The 12531-nt window shown below is 31.5% G+C and carries 14 protein-coding genes; all 14 read left to right on the plus strand.

The features are described from left to right. The first annotated feature begins 270 nt into the window (after nucleotides 1-270). The 14 genes from BP17_RS01170 (at nucleotide 271) to BP17_RS01240 (ending at nucleotide 12424) form a co-directional block, all read left to right on the plus strand. The gene (locus BP17_RS01170) at nucleotides 271-513 is read left to right on the plus strand and encodes a hypothetical protein (protein WP_035051067.1); all 243 of its coding nucleotides are present in this window, start codon (nucleotides 271-273) and stop codon (nucleotides 511-513) included. Nucleotides 514-551: 38 nt separating this feature from the next. Next, complete coding sequence (locus BP17_RS01175) at nucleotides 552-1010, plus strand: hypothetical protein (protein ID WP_035051068.1); 459 nt, start codon at nucleotides 552-554, stop codon at nucleotides 1008-1010. Nucleotides 1011-1147: 137 nt separating this feature from the next. Beyond that, nucleotides 1148-1429 (plus strand): hypothetical protein, encoded by a 282-nt coding sequence (locus BP17_RS01180; protein ID WP_035051069.1) that lies wholly within the window; start codon nucleotides 1148-1150, stop codon nucleotides 1427-1429. A 662-nt stretch (nucleotides 1430-2091) separates the two neighbouring features. Beyond that, entirely contained in the window at nucleotides 2092-2613 is a 522-nt protein-coding gene (locus BP17_RS01190) for a YcxB family protein (RefSeq protein WP_035051071.1), read from the plus strand. A 716-nt stretch (nucleotides 2614-3329) separates the two neighbouring features. Further along, nucleotides 3330-3758 carry a GNAT family N-acetyltransferase gene (locus BP17_RS01200; protein ID WP_035051074.1) on the plus strand — a complete coding sequence of 143 codons (429 nt, stop codon included), beginning with the start codon at nucleotides 3330-3332 and terminating at the stop codon, nucleotides 3756-3758. 305 nt (nucleotides 3759-4063) lie between these two features. Further along, nucleotides 4064-4594 carry a GNAT family N-acetyltransferase gene (locus BP17_RS01205; protein WP_035051075.1) on the plus strand — a complete coding sequence of 177 codons (531 nt, stop codon included), beginning with the start codon at nucleotides 4064-4066 and terminating at the stop codon, nucleotides 4592-4594. 199 nt (nucleotides 4595-4793) lie between these two features. Next, nucleotides 4794-5081 (plus strand): hypothetical protein, encoded by a 288-nt coding sequence (locus tag BP17_RS01210; protein ID WP_035051076.1) that lies wholly within the window; start codon nucleotides 4794-4796, stop codon nucleotides 5079-5081. A 148-nt stretch (nucleotides 5082-5229) separates the two neighbouring features. Further along, nucleotides 5230-5985 carry a type I methionyl aminopeptidase gene (gene map / locus BP17_RS01215; RefSeq protein WP_035051077.1) on the plus strand — a complete coding sequence of 252 codons (756 nt, stop codon included), beginning with the start codon at nucleotides 5230-5232 and terminating at the stop codon, nucleotides 5983-5985. Between the two features lie 120 nt (nucleotides 5986-6105). Further along, complete coding sequence (locus BP17_RS01220) at nucleotides 6106-6489, plus strand: VOC family protein (protein WP_198022543.1); 384 nt, start codon at nucleotides 6106-6108, stop codon at nucleotides 6487-6489. A gap of 346 nt (nucleotides 6490-6835) precedes the next feature. After that, nucleotides 6836-8422 carry a Mur ligase family protein gene (locus BP17_RS01225; protein WP_035051079.1) on the plus strand — a complete coding sequence of 529 codons (1587 nt, stop codon included), beginning with the start codon at nucleotides 6836-6838 and terminating at the stop codon, nucleotides 8420-8422. Between the two features lie 296 nt (nucleotides 8423-8718). Further along, nucleotides 8719-8880 (plus strand): hypothetical protein, encoded by a 162-nt coding sequence (locus BP17_RS13350; protein WP_156955988.1) that lies wholly within the window; start codon nucleotides 8719-8721, stop codon nucleotides 8878-8880. Beyond that, complete coding sequence (locus BP17_RS01230) at nucleotides 8870-9718, plus strand: prohibitin family protein (protein ID WP_051910402.1); 849 nt, start codon at nucleotides 8870-8872, stop codon at nucleotides 9716-9718. Before BP17_RS13350 ends, BP17_RS01230 begins: the two co-directional genes overlap by 11 nt. Nucleotides 9719-9921: 203 nt before the next feature. Next, on the plus strand, nucleotides 9922-10482 hold the full coding sequence (locus BP17_RS01235; protein WP_051910403.1) for a class I SAM-dependent methyltransferase: 561 nt from the start codon (nucleotides 9922-9924) through the stop codon (nucleotides 10480-10482). 409 nt (nucleotides 10483-10891) lie between these two features. Beyond that, entirely contained in the window at nucleotides 10892-12424 is a 1533-nt protein-coding gene (locus BP17_RS01240; protein WP_051910404.1) for a flavocytochrome c, read from the plus strand. The last annotated feature ends 107 nt before the right edge of the window (nucleotides 12425-12531 follow it).

Here is a 12531-nt window from a genome sequence, read left to right on the forward strand (position 1 = left end):
AAGATGTATAAACTTATTTTTCATCTCATTTATAATACTTTTCATCAATACTTATCTGTTTTCAAATAGTAATGGTTTTTTGGGTGCAATCTTTAGAACCTTAGCTTTACAAGTTTTAATTTTCATCCCTCTTTTTGCAATAATGGTACTAAACCATATAAAAAAGAACCATTAGCCGATAAAAACATTTTAATGCAGTCAAAATAAAGAACCGTAAGAATACATATCGCAGTAGGTGGAGCTGGAATACATAAGGAGAAATTATAAAAAATGAAAAAATTTAAATTAAACCGATTAAGAGAAGGCTTTTTGTATGGACTACTCTTTATGGGATTCAATGGGATTAAAAACCTGATCTTTGATTATGGAGAAACTAGTCAACTTATTAAAGAGTTAAGCCACTCACCAAAGGAGGTAATCGGAGTAGTTGCAATTACACTTTTGGGTCTGTGGCTGGTCGTTGGTTTGCTAATTGGGGTAGGGTTAATTATTTCAGATGTCTTGAAAAAATAATTAATTATTAAAATTTGCGATTATGGAGGAAATATAACTTGTTTTATAGAATACTAAGTACTTTAAAAGAGAAAGACTATTTGAAGATAATAGAATGTTTAAAAGACTTTTCTACAGAAATGGTTATAGTAGAATACCCTGTAGGGAATAATACTGCAATGAAAATCAAAACTAAACTTAATGAATTCAAAATTGAAACAAAGTGGCTTACAAAATGGCCAGGAACTAAACTTCCTAGAAAAAAAACAAAAGCTAAGGCAGACATATATAACTACAATAAATTTAGTTATAATGCACTCAAGAACTCAACTTCATTAATTAGTGAAGAACAAGAAAAGGATATAGATGTCTTTTTTCTGAAAAATAGAAATTGTATATTCTTCTCTGTAATACATGAAGATATACATGTTATAACTGATCCGAAATTAGCGGAAAATATAAAACTATTAGGATATAAAGTAGATAAGATACCTACGTTTAATTTATCATTTGTATGATATCTATTACTTTTGATTACTCTATAATTTTGTGAAATCAAAAAATCTGGAGTAGTCTATTGCTGGATTATCTGAATGAAATAGTTCTAAGTTTTTAGTTGAAAGTGACCAAATGAAAAAACATTGGAGGAATAATTATGTTTCTAATATTGGGGATTATTGCTATACTAGCAACTTTTTGTAATCTTTATTTGTATAAAATAGGCAAAGATTACAAACTAGCAATGGCGATGGGATTGTTATTCACAGCACTGACGCTTGTTGCAATCCACAGCATGATATCCAATTGGGTAAAGGTAAAAGATTGGGCTGCTTTATTAGATGTAGTACCTACTATGGCAATAGCTTTATGGATTTTAACGATTATATCAATCTTATTAAATGTAACCCCGATACTTTTAGAACTAAAAAGAAGATGATTAGAACAAGCGAATGTCCGACTAAAGTTTAGCCAATTTCATGTATTTAATTTTTTAAAAATTATTCAACGTATGGTATTTTGCATAGAAGCGCTCTTTTTTTAAATGAGCATACTTAAAGTAGTACAATAAAATTGATAGTGCTTAAAAAAAGGGGCGATAGTATTGTTTATATTTAAACCATTTTATGCGATTTTATTAAGTATCACTTATATTGGGATGATCCATTTATTAGTCAGAAAAGAAAAAAAAGCCATTAAATACAGTATTTCTATTTTTGCTTGTCTTCTACAGCTATCATTTCTCTTTCTTTGGATAAGGAAATTTCTTGTGTTACAAACTATCCATAATGAAGGATTTCAACGCTTTGAAAAATTTGCTGCATTTGTTAATGGTTCATATTTTGTTTTATTTATCCCTTTATTATTTCTTTTTGCATAGTATGGAATCAAAAAAATAATGGAACAAGATCAATTCTTTTTATTAAAAAAAATCTTCGGAATTGTCTATATAGGTGCATTAGTTGGAATTTTAATACTAGGACAACCTGTTTTTGAAATCTTATATTATGGATTTGCTCCCTAAAAGGTATTTAAATAAACAGTAATTTATATTTTTGGAGTCAACAAAATGGTAGAGTAAAACATTTAGGAGGAAAATAAATGGAAATTGAATTTGAATTATTGGAAAAAGATTACATAAACTTTAATATTGATCATACTAAAAAATCACCTTCTCTAAAAAGAAGTATAAATGTCCAAAGATTAGTAGGACCTATAGTATTCTTAATAGCTCCATTTATAGTTATAAGGTTTTCAGCAATACCAATATGGTATTGGATGGCTGTATTTAGTATCGCTAGCTTAATTTGGTTTGTTTTTTATCCAAGATACTTTGATTGGGAAATGAGAAAGAGGATAGTAAAGATGCTTCAAGAAGGAAATAATGAAAATTTATTAAAAAAAATAAAAATAGTAGTAACGGATAAAGGAATAAGCGAAAGCAGCGTTACTGGTGAACTAAACTCGAAATGGAATGAAGTAAATAGAGTGGACGAAACGAACGAGTATATATACATCTATAATTCCTCGATTTCAGCTTATATAATACCCAAAAGAATATTTGAAAATGAAAACACTTTGAAAATATTTCTTGAAGAAATATCAAAATACACTAATGTATAAATATTCTCCTTTTTTTACTACAATGTGTATTTTAAATCCTGTTATCTAGCAAATTGCTTATATAATCCAGCAATGAAATCTGATTTAATATATGATTCTATGTAAATTCATCGTTATCAATCTTTTGCATTAATTTCATTTGAATTCTTTTCTAACTTTAATCTTTTATAAGACTCAATAATATCAAATACAAAAATAAAAAATACTATTATATTGAATACTTGCATTGGGTATCCTAATAAGAAGTTATAATTGTTATTCAAAAAGTAAGTGATATAAAATACCACTCTCAAAATGAGAATCAGTTTTCTCGACATCTACAGCACCTCTATAAATAAATTATAATTAGTAAAAATAAACGATCTATTTATAGTATAGAGAATAATAATTTTTATTACCATGTTTGTTAAGCTACCATGAAGCATACAATAGCTAAAAAAAGTAATTTCATGTTGGGAAATTAAATTATATTTTAGCGGCACTTATTACTGTAACCGCAGTTTATAGGTTTGCCATATTATAATGTTAGTTCTACGCTTATTCACATTAGGGCATTAGTAAGAGAAATAGAATTATTTCAAAAAAATGATTAGATCATTCAATTATTTTTTCTAGATTTCAAATGTTGATTTTCCTTGTATGTATTTCAGTTAGAAAATTTTATAATTACATATAACTAATTCCTAAAAAAATTTTTTAAGAAAGAGGGACTGACAATGGAGATATGCATTGGGAAAGAAAAATGGAATCGAGCGGCTGCTTTATATGTTCGCATGGAAGTATTTGTCATGGAGCGAGGTATTCCGCTCAAAGAAGAATTTGATTCGGAGGATCATGACGAGACGATTTATGTAGTCATTTACGATGGGGAGAAACCTGTGGCAACCGGACGCTATAAGCAAATCGACGCGGATACCATCCGCCCTGGAAGAATCGCCGTTCTCAAAGAGTATCGTAAAAAAGGACTGGGAGCAGTAGTCGTTAAAGAATTGGAAGCCTTAGGTGAAAAATCAGGGTGTACGATGTCTGTCATACACGGCGAACTAAGTGCCGTTAAATTTTATGAAAAACTGGGTTACACCAAAGGGACTGACGTCTATTATGAAGATGGCGTACCGTGTGCAACGTTGGGTAAACAATTGTAAAACAGAATGTTTAAATGGTTTATATTAACCTGAATGATTCATATTTTTCGAAAAAGTATGAATTGGTGTTTTTTTTAGCTTCGTTTGGCATTAGTTTGTTTGGTTTACTGAGTTTACTTCAAATTACCTAATCAATCATTTTTTATCATAATTATTTCAATACCATTCCTCCTAAATAAGACAAATTAAGAACAAAAGGACTTAATTAATATGACCTTAAAAGAGAAATAACTGTATAATAAAATTAATGAATATCAGCGGTTTTATACTTAATTAGTAGTTTACATTTTTGAGGAGGAGTACATATGGAATTTTATATTAGACCAATTAATAGTGGGGATGGTAAAGGTTTAAATGCACTGAGGCGTATGCCAGGGGTATTTGAAAATATTTTAGGTGTTCCGTCAGAAAGAATACAACAAAATGAAGATTTTGTTGTTCATATGGACGCTAATCAGCACCAATTTGTCGCTATTTCAAAAGCTCAAGGTAACGAAGAAATAATTGTAGGAACCGCTGGACTATCTGTAAATGGTAATTATCGTACGCGGCATAGTGGGAATATAGGCATAATGATCCATAAAGATTACCAAAATAAAGGTGTTGGTACTGCTTTAATGTCTGCACTTATAGATGTAGCAGATAATTGGTTAATGCTTGTTAGGCTTGAACTTACTGTATTCGAGAAAAACGAAAGAGCTATATATCTATATGAGAAATTCGGATTTAAAAAAGAGGGACTTAAACAATTTGCAGCAATAAGAGAAGGAAAATATGAAAACGAATATTTTATGGCGAGAATAAATGCTACTTTTCATCCTATTTTGAATACCTAATTAATATCTAATTGCTTAATAAATCATGATTATCTTCAAATTATACTTTTATAAACATTCAGTAAGAGCTATTCTTTTAACGATGAGATTGCCAATTTTAGTAGTTCACATGTTTATTAACACACAGTACAAGATATTTTTTCTAGCTTAATTTGACAAATCAGATAATTAATAAAAATAAATTATAAGGAGTTTAAAAATGAATAATATAATTATTTTTTCCCTTATTATAACGATATTTGTGGTATTACTATCCCTTATTCTAAGAATTGACCAATTAAAAACAGATGTTTATTTTATGAAAATAAAGTTGACTGCTATCAATAAGCATGTTGATTTACCCGATCCAATAAATAATGAACTAAAAACAATTCTTTTAGGACTCATCTCAAAAGGAGAAAAAATTAAGGCTGTTAAAGAATATAGATTGGCTACTGGAGCTGGGTTACTTGAAGCTAAACAGTATATCGATAATCTGAGCAAATAAGGATCCCTATTTTGTAAAGGTTTTAGGCACATGCTTTTAAGCAATTTTCATAGTGGTATCAAAAATCAACGTAAAAATATATTTCCATTTTTTTGAAAAAGCTATACTATTAGATATTGATTTAATTATAGAGAAAAGAGGAATTTACTTGATCACGTTAAAATCTGAACGCGAAATTGATGCGATGGATAAATCGGGTACATTATTAGCAAACATGCATATTGCTTTACGCGATTTTATTAAACCTGGTATAACTAGCTGGGATATTGAAGAATTTTCTCATAAATTTATCTTGGATAATGGAGCTATTCCTGAACAAATTGGATTTGAAGGGTATAAATATGCAACATGTACTAGTATAAATGATGAAATTTGTCATGGCTTTCCAAGAAAAGAAGTTCTTAAAAATGGCGATTTAATAAAAGTGGATACCGTTATTAATTTAAATGGCGCATTATCAGATTCCTGTTGGAGTTATGTAGTTGGAGAATCTACTCCTGAGAAAGACCGTTTAATGGAAGTTGCTTTAAAAGCTCTATATAAAGGTATTGAACAAGCAAAAGTTGGAAACCGTATCGGCGATATTGGTTATGCGATTCAAACGTATGTTGAGAACGAAAATTTGTCCGTTGTTCGAGAGTTTTTAGGCCATGGTGTAGGACCCTCATTGCATGAAGATCCTAATGTTCCTTCTTACGGGAAAGCAGGAACAGGATTACGTTTAAAAGAAGGTATGGTTATTACTATTGAACCAATGGTAAACACAGGAACATGGAAATCAAAAATGGATGCTAATGGATGGACAGCTCGCACAAAAGATGGAGGAATAAGTTGCCAATTTGAACATACTTTAGCAATTACCAAAAATGGGCCACTTATTTTGACTTCTCAAGGAGATAAATAATACTATAAAATTAGATTTTTTAAGTTAGAGATAACTTTTTCAAACTAATGTCTAAATACAAAATGCTGAGTAATTTTATGTGTTTATATAATGAAAAGGAGGGTTCTTTTGTCAAAAGGATTGCTACATCATATTGAAATCTATGTTTCTGATTTAAAGAAATCAACTGAATTTTGGGGTTGGTATCTTGAGGAATTGGGATACACTTCTTTCCAAAAATGGGAAGAGGGGCAAAGCTGGAAACTAGATGAAACTTATATTGTATTTGTTCAAACGAAAGAACCTTTTTTAGATAATCCTTATCATAGAGCTAGAGTAGGGTTAAATCACTTAGCTTTTTATGCGAGTTCAAGACAGCATGTAGATGATATGACTGAAAAATTAAAAAATAAAGGTGTCTCTATCCTTTATACAAAAAAGCACCCTTTCGCTGGAGGGGAAAATCATTATGCTGTTTATTTTGAAGATCCAGATAGAATAAAAGTAGAACTTGTAGCCCCTTAATGGTTTAAATAGGGGATAACTGGAAAAAATAGTTCTATATTTCTTAAATAGAAAAAAAAGCGCTAAATCATTAATTTAGATTCGCGTCAGGTATATATAGAAAATAAGGGTCATAAAACTCACGTAAAAAATCGTGTGAGCTTTGTAACCCTTATTCTATTTGACTTGAAACTGAATAAACTAAACGTATTTTATAGTATGAATGGCTAGAGATTTAGGATCAGTGAGCAAATGATATGACATATAGCAGATAAGATAGTAAACTTAAATTATTAATAGACGTAATCTGCCCAAAAATATAACTCATCAGATTATGTAGACAATTACTGGAGGAGTCATGAGTATTATGAATCTAAATGACCTATTGAAATCGGTGGAGATCGATTCAAGACGCGATAATCAGCTTGAAATAGAATTAGATAAAATCGATATTAAAAAAATTGCGTATCATTCAAAAGAAGTAGATACAGATACTCTATTTGTGTGTATTAAAGGACACGAAACAGACGGACATAATTACGCACAACATGCTGCCAGTAAAGGTGCAACGGTTATCATCGTTGAACAATTTATTGAAGACATAGATGTTCTTCAACTTAAAGTTTCGGATAGTCGTGAAGCTTTAGCTGTTTTATCAAGTAATTTTTTTGGGAATCCTTCTAAGTCAATGAGTATATTCGGAGTAACTGCTACTAATGGGAAGACTACGATTACATACATGGTAGAAGAGATTTTTAAAGCCTATCAATTGAAATCTGGTTTAATAGGAACTATTTTAGTTAAATTTGATAAAGAGATTGAAATGAGTAGATTAACTACTCCTGAATCCTTTGATTTGCAGCAGTATTTTGCAAAGATGAGAGATCGTGAAATCACACATGTCTCCTTGGAAGTTTCTTCCTCAGCGCTAGAACTTAAACGCGTTTATAATACCGATTTTGACGTTGTAGCCTTTATGAATATCAGTCCAGAACATATCAGATTGCATGAATCATTTGATGCGTACTTTAATGCTAAAGCTTCATTGATAAGAAATGCAGCTAAAACAAGTACCGCGATTTTAAATCTTGACGAACCGCTGCTTGTTCCTTTGCAAGATGAAACAGAAGCTCAAGTTGTTACTTTCGGAATCGAAAATAAGTCTGGTACAATCACAGTCTCAAATATTCTATTTTCCTCGGGAATCCCATCATTTACAGTGACAATTCAAAAACCATTTAAAACTCTAAGTCGAAAAAAAATTCAGACATCAAGTTTTGATTTAGAATTGTCGATTCCAGGTTATCATTCTATCTATAATGTGCTCACAGCAGTTGTTACAGGATTGGTCAATGATATACCAATCGAGGATATCCAGCGAGGCATTAAAAATTTCCGAGGTGTAGAAAGACGTTTCCAGATACTCTATAATAAAGAATTCAAAGTAATAGATGACTTATTATTGAATCAAAACAATATTGATTCATGTATGGAGACCATTAGTCATTTTGAATATAATGAACTGCATCTTGTGCATGCCATCAGAGGAAGTAATGGTCCTGCACATAATACAGAAATTGCAGAGTCTTTAACAGAGTGGTTCCATAAAATGAAAGTTGAAAAAATTATTCTGACGACGGCGCTGTCACAGGTAGACAAAATTAATGAAGTCACTGAAGAAGAATTAGCTGCTTTTTTGAAAGTGATGAAACGGAATAAAATTGAGGTTATGTTTTTTAAGGAACTCGAAGAGGCATTGCGATTCGGCGTTGAACAGTTGAACATGGAGGATATTCTATTGATTTCAGGAGCCCATTCGATGGATCAGGGTGCAGGAAAGACGCTAGAATTATTAAAAGAACTCCATCCTGAAGTAGATTGCGAAAGAATTGATCAAGTGCTGGAAAGTAAGCTTATTGGAACGAATTCTTTCAAAGTAGCTGAAAAAATTTAAAATAAATGAAAGAGAAAAATAAAATAAATCTTAGTCTAAGTATAATTTAGACTAGGATTTATTTTATTTTTTTATAAGAAGAAGCTCAAACTGTTTCCATATCTAAAGTACTATTCCCTTTATGTTGATATCCGAAAAGCACAAAATTTAAACTTACTAAAAATGAAAAATAAATTGTGCATATATTCTGTTAGACGTTGAAGATGGGTTAGTGAAATAACGTTTGCTGTTTTATAGTAATCATATATACTTAGTTAGGGGTATAAGCACTAAATGAAAGGAGCACGATATTTATTATGTTGAGAATGGCTGTATTCGTGATCATTGCTGTGATTATCGTTTTTTTAATCATCCTGCCGTTATTGAATAAATTTTTTTCAGTAGTTGAGAACATCGCACATGTAGCAGAGAAACAAAATTTGAAAGAAGAAAAGGATGAAGAGAAAGATGAATTATAAAGCAATTAGAAATTTGGTTATTGGTCTTATTTTAGCAATTATTTTGGTATTTGGATTTTTATTATTTGTAGAAAAAGTTGACGAAGGTAAAGTAGCTGTGGTTTATTCCCCTTCAGGTGGAAGCAAGGAAGTCCTTAGCGCCGGTTGGCACCCAATTGGTTTGATGGAGAAAACAACTGAGTACCCAATACGTGTTCAAACAATGAAGAATGATGTATCCGTAAGTACAACAGATGGAAAGAAATTGAAAATGTCTGTTCGTTACCAAATGCAGGTAGACAAGAAGAAAGTTTTAAATATCTTTAAAGAGTTAGGCTCTCAAAATGTAGAAGATATTCAAGAGGGTTACTTGTATAATAAACTTTACAAATCTTCTCGTGATGTTGTGAGTGGTTATACTGTTCTTGATATTTATGGTTCTAAATCTGGTGAGGCGTCTCAGAAGATAACAGATAGTTTTGCTAAAGAAGTGAAAGAAATGGGATTTATCATCACAGATGTAACGCTTGGTACTCCTGAAGCAGATGCTGAAACACAAAAAAGTATTGATGCTCGTGTTCAAGCTTCTCAAGAAAATGAATTAAAGAAAACCCAAATTGAAAATGCTAAATTAGATTCCGAACAAAAGCGAATCGTTGCAGAAGGTGAAGCCGCTGCTGGTATTATTCAAGCAGAAGGTGAAGCTAAAGCAAACGAAATATTGCAACAATCTATTTCTGCTGAATTGTTACAAAAAGAGTACATTGAAAAATGGGACGGAAAAGAACCATTGGTTAAAGGAGAAGGTACTTCAGCTATAATCAATGTTCCAGAACAAGAAACAGAAGAAACAGAATAACTATTTAGAAGAGCATAATTAAATTTTTTAGAAATAGTGACCCCAAAAAGTTAGAGTGAAATCTAAACTTTTGAGGGTCATTATTATTTAGCAGCATTTTGGTTATATAAGTTTAAGTGATTTATGTATCTAGTTAAAAAAGAGTACTGTGAATTTGATAGATGGATATAGACGGTTCATAAAGTAGAATTGGAGAGTGAGATATGGAAACCGAAAAAAGAATGGAATTAGTCAAGGTTATTATTGAGGAAGTAAGACCAGCATTACGAAATAGCAAATCAAAAAAATTGCTAGACTATGGGAGCGGTACTGGATTAGTTAGTTTAGAATTAATGGATCTAGTAGATTCTATATTGCTAGTAGACTCATCAAAACAAGATTTAGAGGCTGCAGCAACTAAAATTACTGAAAGAGGAATTACTAATTGCGAAATACTTTGTTCGGATTTTACTAAAAGCATTCCTGAATTCAAGACAGACATAGTATTGCTTTCCTTAGTCCTTCTGCATATACCGGATACCAAGTTGATTTTACAACACCTATTTAATAGTTTAAACAAAGATGGTAATCTAATTATTATTGATTTTGATAAAAATGATAAAGTAAATCATCCTAAAATCCATAATGGATTTTTGCATAATAAATTAAACCATATATTATCCGACGTTGGCTTTAAATCTACTGAGATTAAAACGTTTTACCATGGAGATCAAATCTTTGCGAATCAAGATGCATCTATGTTTATATCCACTAGTATCAAGTGATCTTCTAAAAGAGCATGTACAATTATAAAGTAAAGTAATTCAACAATAGAAAAAGATGCGAATGATATTTCGTATCTTTTTTTATTTTTCAAATCAACAAATTTTGAAACTATTCTTACTGAAGAAGTTAAAAAGACTTTTTCTTTGATTAATAGTCGGATAAAGAAATAATTGGTCATTGATGATATCTAAAATTCTTGTGAATCATAAAAACGTTTGTATTTGTTCAGTTAGTAACAAATTTAATTGCTAATAAAATAGTTATTAATAAGGTGTATAAAGACTTGAATACTGTTTTTTGGCGATATGTTATTGAAACACAAAAAGATTGATTGTTCTTTCACAAATCATATGGTAAAGTAAGAGAGTTGTGAGGGGTAACTTGGGTTATAGATTTAAGGAGGAAATTATGAAAAAGAAATCTTTTTGGTATGTAGTACTTATGTTTTTTGTTGGTATTTTTTTGGTGTCTTGTGGGGTGTCTGAAGCAAAAGAACAATCAAAAGATAGCGAAGCCAAAGAAAGCTCTGCTAAAGAAACTGAAGTTGAATCAGGTGCTTCAGAACAGGTTTATACAGATATTAGTGAATTAGAAGATAATTATGACATTATCATTGTTGGCGGAGGTGGGTCAGGGATGACTGCAGCCATTGAAGCAAAAGATGCTGGTTTGAATCCAGTTATCTTAGAAAAAATGCCAGTTGCTGGTGGTAATACTGCGAAATCATCAAGTGGTATGAATGCTTCAACTACTAAAGTTCAAGAAGCGGAAGGCATTACAGATAGTAATGATGCTTTTTATGAAGAAACGTTAGAGGGCGGAAAAGGAACTAATGATAAAGAATTATTACGTTACTTTGTGGATAACTCTTCCGCAGCAATTGATTGGCTAGATGAGAACGGAATCATATTAGACAACTTAACAATAACTGGTGGAATGAGTCAAAAAAGGACCCATCGTCCATCAGACGGCTCTGCAATTGGTGGTTATTTAGTTGAAGGATTATTAAAAAATGTTTATGAACGAGAAATTTCAATCTTTGTAAATGCAGATGTGACAGCTATCAATGAAAATGACGGTAAAGTTAATGAAGTGACAGTTGAAATTAATGGAGAAGAACCTAAAACGCTAACAGGTAAAGCAATTATTGTTACCACTGGAGGATTTGGGGCAAGCAAAGAAATGATTGAAGAATTTAGACCAGATATAACCGATTATGTGACAACTAATCAAGAAGGCAGTACTGGTGACGGCATTACAATGATTGAAAAGCTAGGCGGTCAAATGATCGATATGGATCAAATCCAAATTCATCCAACAGTTCAACAAGACAAAGGAATCTTAATAGGCGAAGTCGTTCGTGGCGAAGGAGCTATCCTCGTGAACCAAGAGGGAAATCGATTTGTTAATGAGATGAATACACGAGATAAAGTTTCTGCAGCTATTACTGGTTTACCGGAAGAATCGGCTTATTTGATCTTTGACCAAGGAGTACGTGATCGAGCAAAAGCGGTCGATTTTTATGAAAAACAAGGGTATGTTGTTAGCGGGAAAAGTATAGAAGAGCTAGCAGAACAGATTGATGTACCGGCTAGTCAATTACAGACTACAGTTGATACATGGAATCAAAGTGTTGCTAATAAGACAGATGAAGCATTTGAACGCACTACTGCAATGGAAAATGACTTAGCTGAACCAAGTTATTATGCGATACAAATTGCTCCAGGAATTCACTATACAATGGGTGGCGTTAAAATAAATACGCAAACCGAAGTGTTGAATAAAGAAAGTCAACCAATTGAAGGCTTATACGCTGCCGGCGAATTGGTTGGAGGATTACATGGGAACAATCGAATTGGTGGAAACTCTGTTGCCGAAATTATTATTTTTGGACGCCAAGCTGGTCAGCAAGCTGCTGAATATATAAATAGCCAACAGTAAAAATTAAACGCAAACGCATGATAGTTAAATAAAAAAATAGTCGCAGAATTGTTTGGTTAATTTAAACAGTTTTGTGGGTAGAACTATTAGAGCCACATAGAATAAAG

Source organism: Carnobacterium pleistocenium FTR1, assembly GCF_000744285.1.
GTDB classification, from domain to species: domain Bacteria; phylum Bacillota; class Bacilli; order Lactobacillales; family Carnobacteriaceae; genus Carnobacterium_B; species Carnobacterium_B pleistocenium.

Excerpts from the sequence above, each read along its gene's own strand:
- BP17_RS01170 (WP_035051067.1), top strand. The coding sequence starts at position 271 with ATGAAAAAATTTAAATTAAACCGATTAAGAGAAGGCTTTTTGTATGGA.
- BP17_RS01180 (WP_035051069.1), top strand. The coding sequence starts at position 1,148 with ATGTTTCTAATATTGGGGATTATTGCTATACTAGCAACTTTTTGTAAT.
- BP17_RS01190 (WP_035051071.1), top strand. The coding sequence starts at position 2,092 with ATGGAAATTGAATTTGAATTATTGGAAAAAGATTACATAAACTTTAAT.
- BP17_RS01200 (WP_035051074.1), top strand. The coding sequence starts at position 3,330 with ATGGAGATATGCATTGGGAAAGAAAAATGGAATCGAGCGGCTGCTTTA.
- BP17_RS01205 (WP_035051075.1), top strand. The coding sequence starts at position 4,064 with ATGGAATTTTATATTAGACCAATTAATAGTGGGGATGGTAAAGGTTTA.
- BP17_RS01210 (WP_035051076.1), top strand. The coding sequence starts at position 4,794 with ATGAATAATATAATTATTTTTTCCCTTATTATAACGATATTTGTGGTA.
- BP17_RS01225 (WP_035051079.1), top strand. The coding sequence starts at position 6,836 with ATGAATCTAAATGACCTATTGAAATCGGTGGAGATCGATTCAAGACGC.
- BP17_RS13350 (WP_156955988.1), top strand. The coding sequence starts at position 8,719 with ATGTTGAGAATGGCTGTATTCGTGATCATTGCTGTGATTATCGTTTTT.
- BP17_RS01230 (WP_051910402.1), top strand. The coding sequence starts at position 8,870 with ATGAATTATAAAGCAATTAGAAATTTGGTTATTGGTCTTATTTTAGCA.
- BP17_RS01235 (WP_051910403.1), top strand. The coding sequence starts at position 9,922 with ATGGAAACCGAAAAAAGAATGGAATTAGTCAAGGTTATTATTGAGGAA.
- BP17_RS01240 (WP_051910404.1), top strand. The coding sequence starts at position 10,892 with ATGAAAAAGAAATCTTTTTGGTATGTAGTACTTATGTTTTTTGTTGGT.